This is a genomic window from Streptomyces sp. NPDC026377, from assembly GCF_055567715.1.
This window is the reverse complement of record NZ_JBVHPV010000005.1, coordinates 262,227-283,065: the sequence shown is the minus strand read 5'-3', so window position 1 is coordinate 283,065 and position 20,839 is coordinate 262,227. Positions and strand designations below refer to the sequence as shown.

18 protein-coding genes, 1 tRNA gene and 1 pseudogene are annotated in these 20,839 nt (G+C 70.7%); 6 read left to right on the top strand and 14 right to left on the bottom strand.

The annotated features are described in order from the left end of the window. Positions 1-57 precede the first annotated feature (57 nt). The 3 genes from ACZ4MU_RS13725 to ACZ4MU_RS13715 all read right to left on the bottom strand — a co-directional run bounded on the left by ACZ4MU_RS13725 (position 58) and on the right by ACZ4MU_RS13715 (position 3,421). Complete coding sequence (locus ACZ4MU_RS13725; protein WP_467875150.1) at positions 58-975, bottom strand: carbohydrate ABC transporter permease; 918 nt, start codon at positions 973-975, stop codon at positions 58-60. After that, positions 972-1,985 (bottom strand): carbohydrate ABC transporter permease, encoded by a 1,014-nt coding sequence (locus tag ACZ4MU_RS13720; RefSeq protein WP_467875531.1) that lies wholly within the window; start codon positions 1,983-1,985, stop codon positions 972-974. Before ACZ4MU_RS13720 ends, ACZ4MU_RS13725 begins: the two co-directional genes overlap by 4 nt. A gap of 62 nt (positions 1,986-2,047) precedes the next feature. Next, positions 2,048-3,421: an ABC transporter substrate-binding protein gene (locus ACZ4MU_RS13715; RefSeq protein ID WP_467875147.1), complete on the bottom strand. Its 1,374-nt coding sequence runs from the start codon at positions 3,419-3,421 to the stop codon at positions 2,048-2,050. Positions 3,422-3,658: 237 nt separating this feature from the next. On the opposite strand from ACZ4MU_RS13715, the gene ACZ4MU_RS13710 reads away from it, so the two are divergent. From ACZ4MU_RS13710 to ACZ4MU_RS13700, 3 genes and pseudogenes are all read left to right on the top strand, one after another. After that, complete coding sequence (locus ACZ4MU_RS13710) at positions 3,659-4,699, top strand: LacI family DNA-binding transcriptional regulator (RefSeq protein ID WP_467875144.1); 1,041 nt, start codon at positions 3,659-3,661, stop codon at positions 4,697-4,699. A gap of 224 nt (positions 4,700-4,923) precedes the next feature. Next, a complete protein-coding gene (locus tag ACZ4MU_RS13705; RefSeq protein ID WP_467875553.1) occupies positions 4,924-5,052 on the top strand; it encodes a hypothetical protein in 129 nt (42 codons plus the stop codon). Positions 5,053-5,098: 46 nt separating this feature from the next. Further along, positions 5,099-5,512, top strand: a pseudogene (locus ACZ4MU_RS13700) (Scr1 family TA system antitoxin-like transcriptional regulator); the annotation flags it as partial. A 57-nt stretch (positions 5,513-5,569) separates the two neighbouring features. On the opposite strand, the gene ACZ4MU_RS13695 reads toward ACZ4MU_RS13700, so the two are convergent. From ACZ4MU_RS13695 to ACZ4MU_RS13680, 4 genes are all read right to left on the bottom strand, one after another. Next, a tRNA-His gene (locus ACZ4MU_RS13695) sits at positions 5,570-5,642 on the bottom strand. 156 nt (positions 5,643-5,798) lie between these two features. Then, positions 5,799-6,401, bottom strand: coding sequence for an oligoribonuclease (gene orn / locus ACZ4MU_RS13690; RefSeq protein ID WP_467875141.1), 603 nt, complete (start codon positions 6,399-6,401; stop codon positions 5,799-5,801). A gap of 5 nt (positions 6,402-6,406) precedes the next feature. Further along, complete coding sequence (locus ACZ4MU_RS13685; protein WP_467875139.1) at positions 6,407-7,639, bottom strand: helix-turn-helix domain-containing protein; 1,233 nt, start codon at positions 7,637-7,639, stop codon at positions 6,407-6,409. Between the two features lie 387 nt (positions 7,640-8,026). Beyond that, a complete protein-coding gene (locus ACZ4MU_RS13680) occupies positions 8,027-8,479 on the bottom strand; it encodes a hypothetical protein (protein ID WP_467875136.1) in 453 nt (150 codons plus the stop codon). Between the two features lie 381 nt (positions 8,480-8,860). On the opposite strand from ACZ4MU_RS13680, the gene ACZ4MU_RS13675 reads away from it, so the two are divergent. Both ACZ4MU_RS13675 and ACZ4MU_RS13670 read left to right on the top strand, forming a co-directional pair. Beyond that, a complete protein-coding gene (locus tag ACZ4MU_RS13675; protein ID WP_467875133.1) occupies positions 8,861-9,382 on the top strand; it encodes a universal stress protein in 522 nt (173 codons plus the stop codon). A gap of 207 nt (positions 9,383-9,589) precedes the next feature. Then, positions 9,590-10,159 carry a GPR1/FUN34/YaaH family transporter gene (locus ACZ4MU_RS13670; RefSeq protein WP_467875130.1) on the top strand — a complete coding sequence of 190 codons (570 nt, stop codon included), beginning with the start codon at positions 9,590-9,592 and terminating at the stop codon, positions 10,157-10,159. Between the two features lie 136 nt (positions 10,160-10,295). On the opposite strand, the gene glmS is transcribed toward ACZ4MU_RS13670, so the two are convergent. From glmS to ACZ4MU_RS13655, 3 genes are all read right to left on the bottom strand, one after another. Next, on the bottom strand, positions 10,296-12,113 hold the full coding sequence (glmS, locus tag ACZ4MU_RS13665) for a glutamine--fructose-6-phosphate transaminase (isomerizing) (protein WP_467875127.1): 1,818 nt from the start codon (positions 12,111-12,113) through the stop codon (positions 10,296-10,298). Positions 12,114-12,172: 59 nt separating this feature from the next. Beyond that, positions 12,173-12,454, bottom strand: coding sequence for a hypothetical protein (locus ACZ4MU_RS13660; protein ID WP_467875124.1), 282 nt, complete (start codon positions 12,452-12,454; stop codon positions 12,173-12,175). A gap of 119 nt (positions 12,455-12,573) precedes the next feature. Then, on the bottom strand, positions 12,574-13,440 hold the full coding sequence (locus tag ACZ4MU_RS13655; protein ID WP_467875121.1) for a DUF4429 domain-containing protein: 867 nt from the start codon (positions 13,438-13,440) through the stop codon (positions 12,574-12,576). 149 nt (positions 13,441-13,589) lie between these two features. Here ACZ4MU_RS13655 and ACZ4MU_RS13650 point away from each other — a divergent pair, with 149 nt between their 5' ends. After that, the gene (locus tag ACZ4MU_RS13650; protein WP_467875118.1) at positions 13,590-15,182 is read left to right on the top strand and encodes a beta-N-acetylhexosaminidase; all 1,593 of its coding nucleotides are present in this window, start codon (positions 13,590-13,592) and stop codon (positions 15,180-15,182) included. 550 nt (positions 15,183-15,732) lie between these two features. Here ACZ4MU_RS13650 and ACZ4MU_RS13645 read toward each other — a convergent pair. From ACZ4MU_RS13645 to ACZ4MU_RS13630, 4 genes are read right to left on the bottom strand one after another with little or no spacing between them, the layout of a single operon-like run. After that, positions 15,733-17,511 (bottom strand): IucA/IucC family protein, encoded by a 1,779-nt coding sequence (locus tag ACZ4MU_RS13645; protein ID WP_467875115.1) that lies wholly within the window; start codon positions 17,509-17,511, stop codon positions 15,733-15,735. Then, on the bottom strand, positions 17,508-18,071 hold the full coding sequence (locus tag ACZ4MU_RS13640) for a GNAT family N-acetyltransferase (protein ID WP_467875112.1): 564 nt from the start codon (positions 18,069-18,071) through the stop codon (positions 17,508-17,510). The genes ACZ4MU_RS13645 and ACZ4MU_RS13640 overlap by 4 nt, the downstream gene beginning before the upstream one ends. Then, on the bottom strand, positions 18,068-19,342 hold the full coding sequence (locus tag ACZ4MU_RS13635; RefSeq protein WP_467875110.1) for a lysine N(6)-hydroxylase/L-ornithine N(5)-oxygenase family protein: 1,275 nt from the start codon (positions 19,340-19,342) through the stop codon (positions 18,068-18,070). Before ACZ4MU_RS13635 ends, ACZ4MU_RS13640 begins: the two co-directional genes overlap by 4 nt. After that, entirely contained in the window at positions 19,323-20,768 is a 1,446-nt protein-coding gene (locus ACZ4MU_RS13630; RefSeq protein ID WP_467875108.1) for a pyridoxal phosphate-dependent decarboxylase family protein, read from the bottom strand. Before ACZ4MU_RS13630 ends, ACZ4MU_RS13635 begins: the two co-directional genes overlap by 20 nt. Between the last annotated feature and the right edge of the window lie 71 nt (positions 20,769-20,839).

Genomic DNA, 20,839 nt, shown 5'->3' with positions numbered 1-20,839 from the left:
AGGCGCTCCCATCGAGGGGGTACGGAAGGAGGGTGCTGTCGGGCGCGTGGTCGGTGCTCACCCCTTGACCGCTCCCTGCATGATTCCGCCGACGATCTGCCGCCCGAAGAGGACGAACGCCAGCAGCAGGGGGAGGGTGCCGAGGAGGGCGCCGGCCATGATGACCGACTGGTCGGGGATGTAGCCGCGGCCGAGTCCGGTGAGCGCCACCTGGACCGTGGGGCTGCCGTTCTGGGTCAGCGCGATGATCGGCCAGAAGAAGTCGTTCCAGGCCATCACGAAGGTGAGCATCCCGAGGACGGCCATCGCGGGCCGGGCGGCCGGGAAGACCACGTGCCACACCACACGCCAGCTGCTGGCGCCGTCGACCCGGGCGGCCTCGATCAGCTCGGTGGGCAGCGCCTCGATGAGGAACTGCCGCATGAAGAACACCCCGAAGGCGCTCACCAGGGTCGGCAGGATGACTGCCTGGAGCTGATCGGTCCACGACAGCTTCGCCACCATCATGTAGAGGGGGACGACGCTGAGCTGCGGCGGGATCATCATCGTGCCGATGACGAGCAGGAGCAGCACGTTCTTGAAGCGGAACCGCAGTTTGGCGAAGGCGAAACCGGCGAGCGTGGAGAAGAAGACCGTGCCGAGCGCGATCGAGCCCGCCACGATCGTGGTGTTGAGCAGGGCCGTGCCCATGTTGGCGTCGGTCCAGGCGATCTTCAGGTTCTTGAAGAGGTTCCCGCCGAACCAGAAGGGAGGCGGTGTCTGGGCGAGGCGCTCGTTGGTGCGGGAGGCCGCGATCGCCGTCCACACCAGCGGGAAGAGCGAGCCGGCGGTGAAGAGGATCAGGATCGTGTACGTCAGGCGCCCGCCGTGGAGCTGGCGCCCGGCGCGGTGGACGGACCGGGAGGAGGACCGGGGGGAGGGGCGGTCGGCGGGGCCGGCGGCGGGGACGGCCGGGGCCGTCGTCTTGGCGTTCATGACGTCTCCTTGCGCAGGGCGCGCGAGACCAGCCAGTTCACCGCGCCGATCAGCAGCAGGATCAGGAACATCGTCCAGGCGATCGCGGAGGCCCGGCCGAGGTGGAGGTTCACCCAGCCCTGCTCGTACAGATACAGCCCGAGCGTCTGGAACTGGTGGTCGGAGCCTCCGGTGGCCCCGGCTCCGCCGTTGAACAGCAGCGGCTCGCCGAACAGCTGGGTCGCGCCGATCGTGGAGACGACGCAGGTGAACAGGATGGTCGGCCGCAGCGCGGGCACGGTGACGTGCCGGAACTGCTGCCAGCGCGAGGCCCCGTCGAGGGCGGCGGACTCGTACAGGTCGGGCGCGATGGCCTGCATCGCGGCCAGGTAGATCAGCGCGTTGTAGCCGGTCCAGCGCCACACCACGATCGTGGAGACGGCGAACTGGGAGGTCCAGGTGCCGTTCTGCCAGTCCACCGGGCCCACGCCGAGCTGGCCGAGCGCCCAGTTGATCATGCCGTAGTCGCGTCCGAAGAGGAGCACGAAGACGAGGGTCGCCGCGGCCACGCTGGTGGCGTACGGGGTGAGGACGGCGACCCGGAAGAACATCGAGCCGCGCAGCTTGTAGTTGAGGAGGTGGGCGATACCGAGGGCGATCAGGAGCTGAGGGACGGTGGAGATGAGGCCGATGGTGAAGGTGTTGCGCAGCGCGTTCCAGAAGAACTCGTCCGACAGCAGCCGGGAGAAGTTGCGCAGGCCCACCCAGTGCATCTCGTTCGGGGCGGTCAGCTCGACCTGGTGCAGCGAGGCCCAGCCCGTGTAGAGCAGCGGGAAGAGGCCGAAGGCGGCGAAGAAGAGGAAGAAGGGCGCCACGAAGGCGTACGGGCTCCAGCGCACGTCGCGCCGGTAGCGCCGGCTGCGCCGCTCGCGCCGCCGTGCCTCGCGGGGGTCGGTGCCCCGGGCGGCGGAGGCCGCGGGGCCGGGGGCGGCTGCGGCCGGGGCGGCCCCGTCCGGGGCGGCGGCGGTCAGGCCCGCGACGCCCCCGCCGCCCCGGTCCGCGGAGGCCCCCGCCCCCGTGCCGTTCGCCGTCCTCACTGGTCCAGCGCGTTGTCGATGGCCTTCACCGCGGCTTCCCAGCCCGCCTGCGGGGACCGGCCCTTCTGGTCGACCTGGAGCATGCCGACGTCGGCCAGGTTCTGCGCGATGATCAGGTCCTTCGGGCCGAGGACCTGCACCGGCGTACCCTCGGCGGCCTTGGCGAAGATCTGCCCGATGGGCGCACCGCCGAAGTAGTCGTGGTGGGCGCCTGCGACGGTGGGCAGTCCGTACGCGGCCTTGGCGCTCGGGAAGCTGCCGCGCTTCTCGAAGAAGGTCGCCTGCTGGGCCGGCGCGGTGAGCCAGGCGGCGAGCTCGGCGGCCTGCTCGCGGTGCTTGCCCGCCGACGGGACGACGAGGAAGGAACCGCCCCAGTTCGACGGCTTGGGCGCCGCCGCCACGTCCCACTTGCCCTTGCCCGCGGCACCCGCCTTGTCCTGGATGTATCCCAGCATCCAGGCCGGGCAGGAGACGGTGGCGAAGCTGCCGTTGGCGAAGCCCTGGTCCCAGCTGGGCTGGAACTGCTGGAGCTTGGCGGTCAGCCCGCGGGTGGCGAACGAGGCCGCCGTGTCCCAGGCCTCCTTCACCGCCGGACTGGTCTTGTAGACGACCTTCCCGTCGGCGTCGTAGTAGCGGGTGTCGCTGGAGCCGGTGATGGCGTTCAGGACGCCGGAGGCGGAGTCGACGAAGGCCTTCCCCTTGGGGGCCTTCGCCTTGTAGCGCTCACCGGCAGCGAGGTACTTCTGCCAGTCGCCCGCCCACAGCTTCCCCACGGCCTCCCGGTCGGTGGGCAGCCCGGCTGCGGCGAACAGGTCCTTGCGGTAGCAGATGCCCTGCGGTCCGATGTCGGTGCCGAGGCCGACGGTCTTGCCGTCCTTGGTGGTGGCCTGCCCCCACTTCCAGGGCAGGAAGGCGTTCTTGTCGACGCCCTTCGCCTTGCCGAGGTCCTCCAGATGGGCCGCCTGGGTGGCGGTGACCTCGGCGATGTTGTTGACCTCGACGGCCTGGATGTCGGCGAGCCCGCTGCCGGAGCCCAGATGGGTGAGCAGCTGCGGGTAGTAGTTCTCGTTCCGCTCGATCGACGTCTGCTTGATCTCGATGTCCGGGTGGAGCTTCATGTACGCGTCGTAGAGCCCGGCCTCCTTGAGGCCGAAGGCCCCGAAGACACCGACGGTGAGCGTGGTCTTCGCCCCGCCGCCCCCGCCGCCTCCGGAGGAGGACGAGCCGGAGCCGGTGGAGTCCTTGCCGTCACCGTCGTCGGCGCAGCCCGCGAGCAGCCCGGCGCCGAGCACGGAGACGACGGCGAGCGCCGCGAGCCGCCGGGGCGCGCGGACGGTGAGGGGTGTTCTTGTACGGGTTCTCGTACGCATGGTGGTCCTCCAACTTGCTTTCCGTGCAGAACGATTGACGGTCGGTCGTGCTGTGGTGGAAGGTGCGGAAGGTGTACGGACGGATAGGGGTGGGAGCGCTCCCAGTCGTGATGTGTTGAAGGGTGGCGACTGTCCGGGAGGGTGTCAAGGGAGGAGGCAAAGGGAGTCCGCCCCCGGGGTCGTGCTGTTAGTTTTCACCCCGAGGTCCACGATGTGCGGCAAGACGGGGAGGCAGCCATGAAAGCAGCTCGCACGGTCCGGGGCCGCGGGGCCGGGCGGCCCACCCTTGAAGAGGTGGCGGCGCGTGCCGGGGTCGGGCGCGGCACGGTGTCCCGGGTGATCAACGGCTCCCCCCGGGTCAGCGACCGTACGCGCGCGGCCGTCGAGGCGGCGGTGGCCGAGCTCGGCTATGTCCCCAACCGCGCGGCGCGGGCCCTGGCCGCCAACCGTACGGACGCGATCGCCCTGGTCGTCCCCGAGACGGAGACGCGCTTCTTCGCCGAGCCGTACTTCTCCGAGGTGGTCCGGGGCGTCGGCCAGGCGCTCGCGGAGACCGAGATGCAGCTCCTGCTGACCCTGGTGGGCAGTGAACGGGAGCGCCGCCGTCTCGCCCAGTACCTGACGGGTCATCGGGTCGATGGCGTCCTGCTGGTGGGCGTCCATGCCGACGACCCGCTGCCCGAGCTCCTGGAGCAGCTGGATCTGCCGGTGGTGATCAGTGGCCCGCGCTCGGAGGAGGAGCCGCTGGCGTCGGTGGACTCCGACAACTTCGGCGGGGCGCGGGCGGCGGTGACGCATCTGCTGGCCCGGGGCCGGCGCGGGATCGCCACGATCACCGGCCCGCTGGACGTGTACGGCGCCCGCTGCCGCCTGGACGGCTACCGCGCGGCCCTGACCGAGGCGGGTCTGACGCCCGAACCCGAGCTCATCGTCCCCTCGGACTTCACGGAGGAGGGCGGCCGCGAGGCGATGGCGGTCCTCCTCGACCGCGCGCCCGGCCTCGACGCGGTCTTCGCCGCCTCGGACGTGATGGCGGCGGGCGCCCGCCAGATCCTGCGCGAACGCGGCCGCCGCGTCCCCGAGGACGTGGCCCTGATCGGCTTCGACGACTCGGCCATAGCCCGCCACATGGAGCCTCCGCTGACCAGTGTGCGCCAGCCGATCGAGGAGATGGGCCGGGCGATGACGGACCTGCTCCTCACGCAGATCGCGGCGGGCGAGCGCGCGAGCACGCAGCTGGTACTGCAGACGGAGCTGGTGGTGCGAGCCTCCGCGTGAGGCGCCCGCGCTCTCTCTTGCCGCTCTCGCGCTACCTCTTGCCGCTCTTGCGTACGCATCCGGGTGTACCGGCCACCGGCGGGCGGGATGCCGTACATCGAGCCGTGTGCAGATCTGTGCGCACGCCCCGTATCGCTCCAGGCTGTCCCCTTCGCGCCCTTGAAGGGCCCTCTCCCGGCAGAGTTCTGCACACCGGTGCACAACTGGCGGTCGGAGCGCGCCTCATGCCCACCTCACCCTCCTCATCGGCCCAGGCCGCCCGTGAAGTCGTCGCCGGGCGGCTTCGTGGTATCCGCAAGGAGGCCGCGGCCGGGGCGGTACGGGCGTTCTCGATCCGGGAGGTCTTCGAGTGATGCCGGCCGCACCGCGAAGGCAGCTCCGAAACCGTCAGCCCGGTCTCTCCAGCAGCTCCAGGACAGCTGGGTTCACTTCTTTCAGGAGACACGCCTGTTCCGGGTGTACTCGGCCACTCTCGTGCCGGGACTGGTGCAGACCGAGGGGTACGTCACGGCGCTGTTCCGCCGCATCGCGGAGTTCCGGGAGATACCGGACGAGTCGGAGGCCGCGGCCGCGGCTCGGGTCGAGCGGTCCCGGGTGATCCATGAGCCGGGGCACAGATACGTGCTGCTCGTGGAGGAGTCGGCGCTCTACTTCCGGATGGGGCAGGAGGAGGCGATGGCGGCTCAGCTCGGCCATCTGCTGACGGCGGATGCGCTGCCGTCCGTCTCGCTCGGGGTGATCCCGATGGTCACGCCGGAGAGGACTCTGTGGCCGATGGAGACCTTCCATGTGTACGACGACACGTACGTATCGAGCCCACACAACGAGAAAGGCCCGGTCCGCCGGAGCGGACCGGGCCTTCCCGATCAGGGTGAGTAACGGGACTCGAACCCGCGACATCCTGGACCACAACCAGGTGCTCTACCAGCTGAGCTATACCCACCATGCGTGGCCGGACTGTTGTGGTCTGGGAAAGTCCCTGGGGGCTTTCCTTACCGGCCGAGAAAAAGTGTACAGGGTCCGGGAGGGTGCTCGCGCACATGTTTCGCGGCACCCTCCCGGGGCGGTCCCCGAGTGCCCCCGGAGCAACCCGGACGGGTTACTCCGCAGGCAGGACGTGCTTGGCCGCGATCGCCTTCGCCGTGTCGGAGTCCGGGCCCGGCTGGGCGACGAAGATCGCCTCGCGGTAGTAGCGGAGCTCCGCGATGGATTCGCGGATGTCCGCCAGCGCGCGGTGGTTGCCGTTCTTGTCCGGGCTGTTGAAGTACGCCCTCGGGTACCAGCGTCGGGCGAGCTCCTTCACCGAGGAGACGTCCACGATCCGGTAGTGGAGGTACTCCTCCAGGGCCGGCATGTCGCGCAGGAGGAACCCGCGGTCGGTACCGACCGAGTTTCCGCACAGCGGCGCCTTGCCCGGCTCCTTCACATGCTCGCGGACATACGCCAGGACCTGCGCCTCGGCGTCGGCCAGCGTGGTGCCGCCGGCCAGCTCGTCGAGGAGCCCGGAGGCGGTGTGCATCTCGCGCACCACCTCCGGCATGGTCTCCAGCGCGGCGTCCGGGGGACGGATCACGATGTCCACCCCTTCACCGAGCACGTTCAGCTCCGAGTCGGTGACCAGGGCGGCCACCTCGATAAGTGCGTCGTCCGTCAGCGAGAGCCCGGTCATCTCGCAGTCGATCCACACCATGCGGTCGTTCATGTGCCTCAGCCTACGGGGCCGCTGCGCTGCCCCGGCAGACTCGGACGCATGTAACCGGTGGCGTACATCTCCGAGACGGACTTCCCCGGGTGGTCCGGCGGCGCCGCGTGGGTGATCGCCGCCGGGCCGACCATCGCGCTCGCCGCCGCGCGCCGCGACTGAGGCACGGCCTGCGACGGCACCGTCTCCAGGGTCGGCGGACCCCCGGACGGCTCCGCCTGCGGCCTGCGGGCGCGGTAAGCGGCCCGGTAGGACGCCGGGGACGAGCCGAGCTGGCGGCGGAAGTGCCCGCGCAGCGCGACCGGCGAGCGGAACCCGCAGCGGCCCGCGACCTCGTCGACCGAGTAGTCCGACGTCTCCAGGAGACGCTGGGCCTGGAGCACCCGCTGGGTGATCAGCCACTGGAGCGGGGCCGATCCGGTCAGCGAGCGGAACCGCCGGTCGAACGTACGGCGCGACATGTACGCGCGAGCGGCGAGGGTCTCCACGTCGAACTGCTCGTGGAGGTGCTCCAGTGCCCAGGACACGACCTCGGCCAGCGGGTCGGACCCGATCTCCTCGGGTAAAGACCTGTCCAGGTAGCGCTCCTGGCCGCCGCTGCGCCGCGGCGGGACGACGAGCCGGCGCGCGAGGGCTCCGGCGGCGTCGCTGCCGTGGTCGGTCCGCACGATGTGCAGACAGAGATCGATTCCGGCCGCCGTGCCCGCCGACGTGAGGACGTCCCCGTCGTCGACGAACAGCTCCCGCGGGTCCACGTGGACCGACGGATAGCGCTTGGCGAGGGTCGGCGCGTACATCCAGTGCGTCGTCGCCGGGCGGCCGTCGAGCAGCCCGGCGGCGGCGAGGACGAACGCCCCGGTGCACAGGCCCACGATGCGGGCCCCTTCCTCGTGCGCCCGGCGCAGCGCGTCGAGCGCGGCCGCGGGCGGTGGCGAGGTGATGGATCGCCAGGCGGGCACCACGACGGTGCCTGCCCGGTTGATGGCTTCCAGCCCATAGGGCGCGGTCAGTTCGAGCCCGCCTGTGGTCCGCAGGGGGCCCTCCTCTCCGGCGCAGACCAACAGGCGGTAGCGGGGCACGCCCGCGTCCTGCCTGTCGATCCCGAACACGGAGAGCGGAATGGAGCTCTCGAAGATGGGGCCGCCACTGAACAGCAGTACGGCAACGACTTCCCGGCGTCGACGGCCGGCGAGCTTCCTTGTGGCCTCCGGTGATGCGGCAGCGGAGTCCTGGCTCATTTTGCTAAGCCCCCCTCGGTGTTCGCGGCTCCCCGTTCTTGTCCGGCTTGTCGCTCCTGCACTTTTCCCCTTGGTTTTGCACGAGTCCCCCAGCCTTCGATACGCATGATCGAATCTACTGCGTTCTGTGGCGTCGGCGTGACAAGTCCGGTACTCAGCGCTATGTCGACTTGGCAACTTGGCGCGAAGCATTCGATCACGAAGGGTTTCACCCGAGGCGCCCGTAGGGAAGTGGGCATCGCATGCATGGCCCGTACCCGTATGGCGAAATCCGCCACCGCTGCCCGTTTTTCCCTGGTGGCAAGGGGGTTGGCAGGCCATTTCGGGCAGGCGGGAGGGGGGAGGGGAAGTTGGCTGAAAACATACGGGTCCGTGTGTGCGAACCCGTCAGTCCAGCGGCGGACTTTCGCCGTCCGTCCGTCCGTCGCGGTGCCTGCCGGACCCCGGCCGGGCCGCCGTGCGCGCCGCCCGCTCGGCCCGCGCCGCGCTCTCGGAGTGTCGCAGCAGCAGCCGGCAGGCCGCAGTGACGGCCGCAAGCCCGAGGGCCCAGCCGGCCGCCCCGGCGAACGAGGAACCGTAGACGACGAGCACCACCGGGACCAGGACGCAGCTGAACGCCGCCCAGCGCACGACGTCGCCCGCACCGTCACCGGTGCCCGCCCCGGGCCGTTGTACGCCGTGCGCGCCCCCCTGCGCGCTCTGCCGGGCGCGCTCCCCGTCGCGCGGGGCCCCCGGGCCGGGCGCGGGCGCGCCGGGCTCCTGGGGGGCGTACGCGATCCGGGGGAAGCCGCCGGGCGGGGTGGGCGGGCAGGCGTCCTGGGCGAGCGGCGGGGCGGACACGGGCAGGGGCTCCCTGGAGGTATGGAAACAGCGTCGCGGCGACCGCGTGTCTAACGGGCGGGCACCGGTTCCGGTCACTGCGCGTGCACGGCCGGGGCCCGGCCGGGACACGGACGGAGCACAGCCGAACCGGCCCGAGGTCACCGAGACGGATCGAACGTGCACAGAATGTTGAAGACCAGACCTCTGTACCAGCCATCTGCCATTGCCATCCGGAGCGGGCTCGTGCATGCTCCGGGGAACGCCGTGCAGCACCGGCGGCTCTGGGCAGGAGAGGAGTGTCGCCGTACCCTTGGGGGTATGGGCTTGGGAAGATGATTCCCGGACACAGCTCCGCCGCCACCTGTCGCCCTCCATGAGGATCCAAACGCCGAGACACCCATGGCCGGTCAAGAATTTTTCGAACCCGCGGACCGCAAGCAGGTAGCCGACCCGACGGCGGACCTCCAGGCGGCGGCAGAGCCGCGTCTGTCCTGCGACCCCGCCTTCCGGCACGGAGTGGTGGTCGGCTTCGACGGCTCCACGTCCAGTGAGCGCGCCCTGGCGTACGCCATCGGCATGGCCAGGCGCTCCGGCTCCGGCCTGATCATCGTGCATGTCGCCAACCGGCTGCCCACCACTGTGTGGGCGGGGTGCGAGCCGCCGGTCTTCGTGGACGTGCCGGACCACCGTACGGAAGTGCTCGGCCTGGAGCTCGCCTGCGCGGACTACCTCGCCGAGGTCTCCTGGATCCTGGTCGAGCGCGGCGGGGACATCTGCCACGAACTGGAAGAAGTCGGGCGGGAGTACGCGGCGGACGCGATCGTCGTCGGCTCCACCCACGGCATCGTCGGCCGGATCTTCGGCTCGGTGGCCGGGCGCCTCGCCCGGCGCGCCCAGCGCCCCGTGGTCGTCATCCCGTGACCCCGGCGCCGCCCCTCCCGCTGGCCACTGGCTGAAGCGGCGTCAACTCACCTGCCCGCGCGGCGAATCTACCCTGCGGTAGGGGGTGGATTGTGCCCTTGTGAAGGGTACATAAGGGTCGCTGGGAAGCAGCGCGACCCACCGCGCGACCCACGACACGATCCACCGCACGACCCGCAGCACAACTGCACATGAAGGGAGCCCGCCGTGGACCACGAAGCCCCCGCGGGAAGCATCACCTCCACCCTCGGCCACCTCGCACTCGGCCTCACCCTGCTCGCCTTCGGCCTCGGCACCACCCGGATCATCGACGGCGTCACCGCGGCCGACGCCGTGTCGGTCGCGACCTATGTCGGCGGCATCGCCCTCTTCGTCCTCGGCGTCGTCGCCTTCCGCGACCAGGACGCCTTCACCGGCACCGCCTTCGCGGGTCTGGGCGCCTTCTGGTTCACCTGGGCCAGCGGCGCGGACACCAAGTTCTCGGCCAACGCGGCCGGCCTGTTCCTGCTGCTCTTCGCGCTCCTCGCGCTGAGCCTGGCGGTCGGCTCCGCGGGCTACGGCCCCATCCGGCAGGGCGCGTTCGCGCTGCTCTTCGTCTCCCTGGTGCTGCTCGCGGTCGCCGACTTCGCCACCAACGAGGGCCTGGCGAAGGCCGGCGGCTGGGTGGCGGCGGTCGCGGGCGCCGTGTCCTGGTACGGAGCTACGGCGACCCTGGCCAACTGGCCGACCGCGGTCCCGCGACGCGCTGCCGGCCGGGGGGTGACGGCCGCCGGCTAGGCAGCCGCACGCCGGTGCGATGGGCGGCACCGGCAGGCAAGGGAGCGGCCCCGCACGCCGGGTGGCGTACGGGGCCGCTTCTGTCTCTACGGGCTCCAGAGGGCCGACGGATACGGAACCAGCCGTACCGGACGGACTATTCGACGGTGACGGACTTCGCCAGGTTGCGCGGCTTGTCGATGTCGCGGCCCATGGCCAGCGCCGTGTGATACGCGAAGAGCTGGAGCGGGATGCCCATCAGGATCGGGTCCAGCTCGTCCTCGTTCTTCGGGACGACGATGGTGTGGTCGGCCTTCTCCTGCTCGCGGTGGGCCACGGCGAGGATGCGGCCGCTGCGGGCCTTGATCTCCTCCAGGGCCGCGCGGTTCTTCTCCAGCAGGTCGTCGTCGGGGACGATCGCGACCGTCGGCAGCGCGGGCTCGATGAGCGCCAGCGGGCCGTGCTTGAGCTCGGAGGCCGGGTAGGCCTCGGCGTGGATGTAGGAGATCTCCTTGAGCTTCAGGGAGGCCTCCAGGGCGACCGGGTAGCCGCGCACCCGGCCGATGAACATCATCGACTGGGCGCCCGCGTACTCCTTGGCCAGCTTCTCGATCTCCGGCTCCATCGCCAGGATCTCCGAGATCTGCCCGGGCAGCTTGCGCAGGCCCTCGATGATCCGCTTGCCGTCGGCCACCGACAGGTCGCGGATGCGGCCCAGGTGCAGGGCGAGCAGCGCGAAGGCGACCACGGTGTTGGTGAAGCACTTGGTGGAGACGACGCAGACCTCGGGGCCGGCGTGCACATAGGTGCCGCCGTCCGCCTCGCGGGCGATCGCCGAGCCGACGACGTTCACGACGCCGAGGACGCGGGCGCCCTTGCGCTTGAGCTCCTGGACGGCGGCGAGCACGTCGTAGGTCTCACCGGACTGCGAGACCGCGATGTACAGCGTGTCGGGGTCCACGACCGGGTTGCGGTAGCGGAACTCGGAGGCCGGCTCGGCGTCCGCGGGGATACGGGCCAGCTCCTCGATGAGGCCGGCGCCGATCAGACCGGCGTGGTACGAGGTGCCGCAGCCCAGGATCTTGATCCGGCGCACCCCGCGGGCCTCGCGGGCGTCCAGGTTGAGGCCGCCGAGGTGGACGGTGGAGAACCGGTCGTCGATGCGGCCGCGCAGCACGCGGTCCACCGCGTCGGCCTGCTCCGACATCTCCTTGTGCATGTACGTGTCGTGGCCGCCCATGTCGTAGGAGGCGGCCTCCCACTCGACGATCTCGGGGGTGGCGTTGGTGAGCGTGCCCGAGGTCGTGTACGTACGGAAGTCGTCGGCCTTCAGGGTCGCCATCTCGCCGTCGTTCAGGGTGACGACCTGGCGGGTGTGGGCGATCAGCGCGGCGACGTCGGAGGCGACGAGCATCTCCTTCTCGCCGATGCCGAGGATGACCGGGGAGCCGTTGCGGGCGACCACGATGCGGTCGGCGAAGTCGGCGTGCATCACGGCGATGCCGTAGGTGCCCTCGATGACCTTGAGCGCCTCGCGGACCTTCTCCTCCAGGGAGTCGCCCTGCGAGCGGGCGATCAGGTGGGTGATCACCTCGGTGTCGGTCTCGGAGACGAAGACGACGCCCTCGGCCTCCAGCTTGGCGCGCAGCTCGGCGGCGTTGTCGACGATGCCGTTGTGGACGACGGCGACCTTGTTCTCGGGGTCGAGGTGCGGGTGCGAGTTCACGTCGCTGGGGGCGCCGTGGGTGGCCCAGCGGGTGTGCGCGATGCCGGTGGTGCCGGTGAAGCGCTTGGGGACGCGGGCCTCCAGGTCGCGGACGCGGCCCTTGGCCTTGACCATCTTCAGCGCGCCCGACTTGGGGCTGTTGATGACCACGCCCGCGGAGTCGTAACCGCGGTACTCCAGCCGCTGGAGGCCTTCCAGCAGCAGGGGAGCGACATCACGCTTACCGATATAACCGACGATTCCGCACATAGAGTCTTGACCCCTCCATCGACGTACAGGTTCAACAGGTCCAACGCGTTCCGGTGTGCTCAGCCGTAGACGATGCGGCGCAGCTGCCGGAGCGAGAGCTCCGGGGGCGACACGGCGCGGTGCGGCAGCTCGGCCGCGATCCGCTCGAAGATCTCCGCGTTCACCAGGCCACCGGACTGCAGTTCACGGTGGCGGCGGCGGACGAACTCCTCGTACGTCTCGTCGAAGTACGCCAGCACATCGAGGACCACCCGGGCGGCCTCACCGCGCTGGAGCGCGGTGCTGCGCACCAGATGGTCGATGAGGTCGTCGTGCGACGACGGGCTGCGGCGTTCGAGCACCCGTCGATACTGCGGGGAATCCGGCCCTCACGCAAGAATCCTGCCCGATATCGGGCAGGATTCTCATGATCATACGCTGCCTGGTACAGACCATCCGGCTCCGGCCGCTTCCGGGACGCTCACAGCCGCTTCAGTACGGCCTGCTTGGCGAAGGTGAACTCCTCCTCGCTGAGGACGCCCGAGCGGTGCAGCTCCCCGAGCTCGCGCAGCCGCCGCAGCAGCGCGTCCGGGTCCTCGGCGTCCGGCGCCGGGCCGAGGGTCTTCGGTTCCGGCGCGGGCGCCGCCGCGTACGGATGCGGCATCCGCGCCACCACGGCCGAGGCGAGCAGCGCCATCAGCGGGTCCTTCTTGAACCCGTTGAGCTCCACCGCGTGCGGATCGCGCCCGGCGGGCAGCCGGGGCGCGTTCGGCGCGACCACGAACCGCAGATGGCCGTCCTCCAGGCCGCGCGCGGGCAGCCACTCCACCGCGTGCAGATCCTCCAGGGCCAGGGTGGCCGGCCCGCTGCCCGTCTTCACCTCGTCGGTGTGCCAGGTCCACTCCAGGCGGACCGTGCGCCCGTCGAAACTGGCCGTTCCGTCGCCCGCCCCGACCGTCATCGGCAGCGAGGGCCCCGGCAGCAGATAGCGGTCGACCGGCCCGGTCGGCACCGAGTCGAGCAGCAGGGCGTTGCGGACCTCGTCCACGAAGTACTCGGCTGTCGCGGCCGCCTTCGTCTCCACCGTCAGGGTGTACGGATCGGAGGCGTCGTCCAGCTTGCCGCCGGTGACCTGGAGCAGCGGGTCGGCGCCGTCGCGCAGCTTCAGCCGCAGCCGCCCGGCCCTGCGCCCCGGCTCGTACGCCACCCCGGCCAGCGCGACGAGCGGCACCGTCACCTCGCCCAGGGTGCGGCGCAGCAGGCTGACGCCCTTGTCGCTGCCGGGCACGATGCGTATGCCGTCCCCGTCGAAGGTCCAGGTCCCGTCCCTCTGGAAGATTTCCACCATGCGGTGATTCTTCCACCGGCCTTGTGAGGGCCGGTCGTTGGCCAGTGGTGCCACTGGTCTGCACCTTGACGGTGGCGGTGGGGGCGGCTGTGATGGATCCCGTTCGGTCGCTCGCGTCCCTGCTCGTTTCCCGTCGAAGGGAACCGCTCGTGAGACAGCTCGTCGGACGGCGCACAACGCTCACCGCCCTGCTGGGCGCCCTGCTGCTTCTGGCAGCCGGCGTCTCCTCGGGCACAACCCCCTCCGCCTCGGCCGCACCCCGCACCCCCCGCCCGCTGGACCGGATCGTCCCGGCCCCGGCGTCCGTCGCCCCGGGCGGCTCCCCGTACACGATCACAACCGGCACCGTCATCCGGGCCGACGCGGCGGCGGGCGCCGAGGGGCGCCGGATCGCCGGGTATCTGGCGGACGTCCTGCGCCCCTCGACCGGGTACGCGCTGCCGGTGCGGCCGGACGGACGCGGTGGCATCCGGCTGCGGCTCTCCGGCGAGAGGCGGCTCGGGCCGGAGGGGTACCGGCTGGAGAGCGGCCCCGGCGCGCTCACGCTCACGGCGCACCGGGCGGCCGGGCTCTTCCACGGTGTCCAGACGCTGCGGCAGCTGCTGCCCGCCCCGGTGGAGCGGCGGACCCGGCAGCCGGGCCCGTGGCAGGTGGCGGGCGGGACGATCACGGACGTCCCGCGCTATGCCTACCGGGGCGCCATGCTGGACGTCTCCCGCCACTTCTTCGCGGTGGCGCAGGTCGAGCGGTACATCGACCAGCTGGCCCTCTACAAGATCAACAAGCTGCATCTGCACCTCAGCGACGACCAGGGCTGGCGGATCGCCGTCGACTCCTGGCCCAGGCTGGCGGCGTACGGCGGGCAGACGCAGGTGGGCGGCGGCAGGGGCGGCCACTACAGCAAGGCGGACTACCGGGAGATCGTCCGGTACGCGGCGAGCCGCTATCTGGAAGTGATCCCCGAGATCGACGCACCCGGCCACACGAACGCGGCCCTCGCCTCCTACGCCGACCTGAACTGCGACGGCGTCGCACCGCCCCTCTATACCGGCACGGACGTCGGTTTCAGCTCACTGTGCGTGCCGAAGCCGGTGACGTACGCGTTCCTGGACGACGTGGTGCGGGAGCTGGCGGCGATGACGCCGGGTCGCTATGTCCACATCGGCGGCGACGAGGCGCACTCGACGCCGCACGCCGACTACGTGGCCTTCATGGACCGGGCGCAGGCAGTCGTCGGGAAGTACGGCAAGACGGTCATGGGCTGGCACCAGCTGACCGGGGCGAGGCCCGTCGCCGGGGCGGTGGCCCAGTACTGGGGCACGGAGGGGAACGAGGCCGAGGTCGTCGCGGCGGCGAAGGCGGGCACGAAGGTGGTGATGTCCCCGGCGAACCGGGCGTACCTGGACATGAAGTACGACGCGAGCACCGAGCTGGGGCAGGACTGGGCGGGCTACGTGGAGGTCGACCAGGCCTACGCCTGGGACCCGGACACCTTCGTGAAGGGGATGCCGAAGGGGGCGGTGCTGGGGGTGGAGGCACCGCTGTGGACGGAGACGCTGGTGCGGAGCGGGGAGGTGGAGTACATGGCGTTTCCCCGGGTGGTGGGGGTTGCGGAGCTGGGGTGGGCGCCGGGGGCGGGACACGACTGGGGGCGGTTCCGGGGGAGGTTGGGGGAGCAGGGGGAGCGGTTGGAGGCGTTGGGGGTGAATTTCTACCGGTCGCCGGTGGTGCCGTGGGGGTGAGATTGTTTCCCCCACTCCGCCCTGCTGCGCGTGCAGGTGCGGGTTCGGTGGGGGCTGGCCGCGCAGTCCCCCGCGCCCCTCTTGGGCCGGGGGTTCGGCTGCGGGGCGGTGGTGGGCTGGTCGCGCAGTTCCCCGCGCCCCTTGAGGGGGCTGCGCCCCAGGGCTGCTTTTGTCTGCGGGCCGGTGGGGCTTCTCGCGCAGTTCCCCGCGCCCCTGACCGGCTGAAGGTGCTCGTGTAGGTGCCTGCGGGGCTGAGGGGGGTTCCGCGCCGGAGGTGCAGCGGCCGGAGTTGCCTCAGGGGCGCGGGGAACTGCGCGACCAGCCACCCACGGTCCGCAGGCGAACACGGAAGCCGGGCGCAGGTGCGCAGCCCGCCCGCCCAGAACAGGGGTGCCCCCGGGACCCCGCCCCACCCCCGGAGGGTTTGGGGAAGGGGCGGGGAGGGGCTCACCCCCGCAGGGGGGGAGGGCTCGCCCCCGGACGGGTCAGGCGGGCCGGGGCCCGAGCCCGCTCGTCCCCGGACGGGGCCAGGCGGGCCGGGGCCCGGGGGTCAGGTCCCGAGGGGGTTGCTCAGGGTGCCCACCAGTTGCAGCGCCCCCGACGGGTCCGCCAGATCCACCATCTGCCTGTTGTTGCGCAGCTGAAGCCGGTTCAGACACGACAGCGCGAACTCCGGCGCGAACATGTCGTACTGCTTGAACTTGTCCGCGAGCTCAGGCACCGACGCCTGGTACGCCCTGACGCACTCCGCCACCGCCCCCCAGAACTCCGCCTCCTCCAGCACCCCCTCACTCACCAGCGTCGCGTTCAGGAAGCGGAAGAAGCAGTCGAACACGTCCGTGAAGACGGACAGCAGCTTCATGTCGTCGGGGACGTCCGCCCGGATCCGCTCCACGGCGGGGGGAAGGACCGCGTCGGGGTCCATCACCGCGATCTCCTCGGCGATGTCCTTGAAGATCGCCCGGGAGACCGTGCCGTCCTGCGCCAGCACGAGGATCACGTTCTCGCCGTGCGGCATGTAGACCAGGTCGTAGGCGTAGAAGGAGTGCAGGACCGGAAGGAGGTAGGCGTCGAGGTAGCGCCGCAGCCACTCCCGCGCCCCCACCCCCGACTGCGCTATCAGCGCGCCCGCGAACGACGCCCCGGAGCCGTCGACGTGCAGCAGCGACGCCATCGTGGCGAGCCGCTCGCCGGGCTCCAGCGTCGGCACCGGGCTCTCGCGCCACAGCGCCGCCAGCATCTTGCGGTACGGCGAGGTCCGGTCGGTGGCCCGCTCGTACTGGCGGTGGTGGTAGCCGATCGCCGCCCGCTCGCGGATGATCGAGAAGCGGGCCGCCCGCAGGACGGAGTCGCGCTCCACCAGCCCCGCCAGCCAGTCGTTGATCGCCGGTGTCGCCTCCATGTACGCCGCCGACAGGCCGCGCATGAAGCCCATGTTCAGGACCGACAGCGCCGTCTTGACGTAGTGCTTCGTCGGGTCCGACGTGTTGAAGAAGGTACGGATCGACTGCTGGGCGAGGTAGTCGTCGTCGCCCGTTCCCAGCGGAACCAGCCGGTCCTGCGCGACCTCGGCGGCGAACGTCACCGACAGCTTGTTCCACCACTGCCAGGGGTGGACGGGCAGCAGGTGGTAGTCCGCGAGGTCAAGACCGCGCTCCGCCAGCGTCGCGGCGAAACGTTCCAGCGTCGCGGCGCCCAGCTCCGCCTCGATCAGGGTCTCGTAGTCGAGGCCCGCCCCCGAGGTGAAGGTCGCCCGGTCGCGCCGCGCCGCCAGCCAGATCAGCCGGACGGGTGCGGCGGCCTCAGGCGCGTACGCCGCGTACTCGTGCGCACCGAAGCCGAGCCGTCCGTTGTTGGCCACGAAGCACGGGTGGCCCTCGGTCATGCCCGTCTCGATCGCCTGGAAGTCCGCCCGGGCGAGCTCGGCCGCCGGCATCTGCTCCTTGGTGAGCTTGTACGCCGTACCGGAGAGGGTGGAGGAGATCTCCTCCAGGTACACCGGCAGGATCTCGTCGCTCAGGCCCAGCGTCGTGCGCAGCTCGATGAAGAAGTCGAGGGCGTCGAGGGGCAGCTCGCCCCCGGCGCCGTGCCGCGACACCGACTCCGGGTCCACCTGCCAGTGGTCGAGGGCGTAGCGCGCGGCGGTGAAGCGGTATTCCACCGTGCCGTCGTCGCTGGACACGCCGTACCGGTCCGCGCCCAGCGGGCGCGGCTCCAGCAGCCGCTCGTGGGCGAACTCGGCGAGCGCCTTGCGGATCAGCAGCCGGTTGGCGCGCGCCCACAGATCGGGGGTGAGGTGGGGGACGGCGATGCCGGTGGTCGTCGTCATCGGGCCGCTCCCTCGGTGGCCGCCTCGAACGCGGCGCGTGTGCAGACGCTGAGCAGCGCCCGCTTCTCCGGCTTGGTGATCTCCCCGACGACCTCGAAGCCGACGGCAGCGTTGAGCGCGTGGACGGCCTTGTTGCCCACGTCCGGCTCCACGACGACCCGCCGGGTCGCCGGGTCCGCGAAGAGGTGCGCCATCACGGCGGTGATGACCGCGCGGGTGAAGCCGTGGACGGGCGTGCCGGCCGGCGCGACCAGGAAGTGCATCCCGACGTCGCCCGGCTCGGGCTCGTACAGCCCGACCAGCTCGCGGTGGGCGGGGTCGTACGTCTCCATCAGGAAGGCGGGCTCGCCGTCGTGCAGCCCGAGCAGCGCGTGGTGGTGCTCGTCGGCCGCGATCTCCATGTACGCCCGCTCGACGTCCTCGAGCCGGGCGTCCTGCATCATCCAGAACGCGGCCTTGGGGTGGGTGACCCAGCCGTGCAGCAGCTCGGCGTCCTTGAGGGGGTCGAGGTCGCGCACCGTGAAGGTGCCGATGCCGGGGGATATGGGGGCGGTGCTCATACGGCGAACTCCTGGAAGGCGATGGACTTCTCGACCGGGTAGTACTCACGGCCGAGGAGTTCGCCGATGATGTACGCGTTGCGGTAGGCGCCCATGCCCAGGTCGGGCGAGGTGATCGAGTGGGTGTGCACGGCGGCGTTCTGGAGGAAGATCTCGCGGCCGGCGGTGTCGATGGCGTAGTTGCGGGCCACGTCGAAGCGGCCGTGGCCGTCGCGCCTGATCCGGTCGGCGACGGGCTTGAGGAACGCGGGCTCGGCGTACTTGTAGCCGGTGGCCAGGACCAGGCCCTCGGTTTCGAGGGTGTAGTCCTTCTCCTGCTCCTCCTGGCGCAGCCCCAGCGTGTACGTGCCGGTCGTCGTGTCGTAACTGGCGGCGTTGAGGGAGGAGTTGGTGAGGAGCCGAGTGCCGACGGGGCCCTTGAGGTTCTTCTGGTACAGCAGGTCGAAGATGGCGTCGATGAGCTCCGAATCGATGCCCTTGAACAGCCCCTTCTGCTGCGACTCCAGGCGGTAGCGGGTGGACTCGGGCAGCGCGTGGAAGTAGTCCACGTACTCCGGCGAGGTCATCTCCAGCGTCAGCTTGGTGTACTCGAGGGGGAAGAAGCGCGGGGAGCGGGTGACCCAGTTGAGCCGGTAGCCGTGGACGTCGATCTCGCTCAGCAGGTCGTAGTAGATCTCCGCCGCCGACTGCCCGCTGCCCACCAGGGTGATGGACTTCTTCCTCTGGAGGTCTTCCTTGCGGTCCAGATAACGGGAGTTGTGCAGATAGTCGCCGCCCAGACCGTGGCACGGCTCGGGGATGTACGGCGGGGTGCCGGTGCCGAGCACGAGGTGGCGGGCGCGGAACTCGGAGCCGTCCTCGGTGCGTACGACGTACACCTCGTTCTCGTACGTCACCGTCCTCACCGTCTGGTTGAAACGGACCGAGGAGAGCTTGCCGGCCGCCCAGCGGCAGTAGTCGTTGTACTCGGTGCGCAGGGGATAGAAGTTCTCGCGTATGTAGAACGCGTAGAGGCGGCCCGACTCCTTCAGGTAGTTGAGGAAGGAGTACGGCGAGGTCGGGTCGGCGAGGGTCACCAGGTCGGACAGGAACGGGGTCTGGAGATGGGCGCCCTCCAGGAACATGCCCGAGTGCCACTCGAAGTCCGGCTTGGACTCCAGGAAGAGGCCGCTGAGCTCGTCGACCGGCTCGGTGAGGCAGGCCAGGCCCAGGTTGAAGGGCCCGAGGCCGATCCCGATGAAGTCGTACGGCTCACGAGGCTGCGTGGACAAGGTTCTCTCCCAGGTACTGCTCGGCGTGGCCGGCGATCAGATCGAGGACGGCGGCGATGTCGTGGACCGTCGTCTCGGGGTTGAGCAGGGTGAATTTCAGGTACTGGCGCCCACCGGCCTTCGTGCCGGCGACGACCGCCTCGCCGGACGCGAAGAGCGCCTTGCGGGCGTAGAGGTTGGCGCGGTCGATCTCGGCGGGCGAGGTGACGGCATCCGGGATGTAGCGGAAGACCAGGGTGGACAGGGTGGGCTCGACCACGACGTCGTAGCGCGGGTCGGCGGCGAGCAGCCGCCAGCCCTGATCGGCCAGGTCGCACACCTCGTCGAAGAGCGAGCCGATCCCGTCGGCGCCCATGGTGCGCAGCGTCATCCACAGTTTCAGGGCGTCGAAGCGGCGGGTGGTCTGGAGGGATTTGTCGACCTGGTTGGGGATGCGCTCCTCGGCGGCCCGGCGCGGGTTGAGGTAGTCCGCGTGGTACGTGGCGTGGCGCAGCGTGGCACCGTCCTTGACCAGGATCGCGCTCGAACTGACCGGCTGGAAGAAGGACTTGTGGTAGTCCACGGTGACCGAGTCGGCGTGCTCGATGCCGTTCAGGAGGTGGCGCCGGGTCGGGGAGACCAGCAGTCCGCAGCCGTACGCGGCGTCCACGTGGAACCAGGCGCCGTACCGCTCGCACAGCTCGCCGATCTCGGGCAGCGGGTCGAGCGAGCCGAAGTCGGTGGTGCCGGCGGTGGCGACGACGGCCATCGGGACGTTGCCCTCGGCGGCGCAGCGCTCCAGGGCGCGGGCGAGCGCCACGGTCTGCATCCGCTTGTCCTGGTCGCAGGGGATCGACACGACGGCGGACCGGCCGAGTCCGAGCAGCTGGGCGGACTTCTGGACGCTGAAGTGGCTGCACTCGGAGGAGAAGATCCGCAGCCGGGCCAGGTCGTGGGTCTTGGCCTCCTCGCGGGCCAGCAGCAGCGCCTGGAGGTTGGACTGGCTGCCGCCGCTGGTGAACACGCCGTCGGCGGCCGGGCCGTAGCCGACGCGTCCGGCGGTCCAGTCGATGAGCCGGCGCTCGATGAGGGTGCCGCCGATGCTCTGGTCCCAGGTGTCGAGCGAGGAGTTGACGGCCGAGAGGACCGCTTCGCCGAGGACGGCGGGGATCACCACCGGGCAGTTGAGGTGGCCCAGGTAGCGGGGGTGGTGGAAGTAGACGGCGTCGCGCAGATACACGTCCTCCAGCTCGTCCAGGACGGCGGAGGTGTCGCCCAGCGGCCGGTCGAGGTCGACGCGGTCGATGAGCGGGGCGATGTCCTCGACGCCCGCGCCCGTGAACGGGCGCCGGGTCGCGGCGAGTTTCGACGCCACCCGCTCGACTCCTTCGGTCACGGAGCGCCGGTAACTCTCCGCCGTCGTGTCATTGAGCAGGTGCGAACGCATGAACTGTCCTCCCGGATCGGGGACTTCGTCGGGCCCTCCGGACAGTAAGGAAGGGGGCGAGGACCGCGATC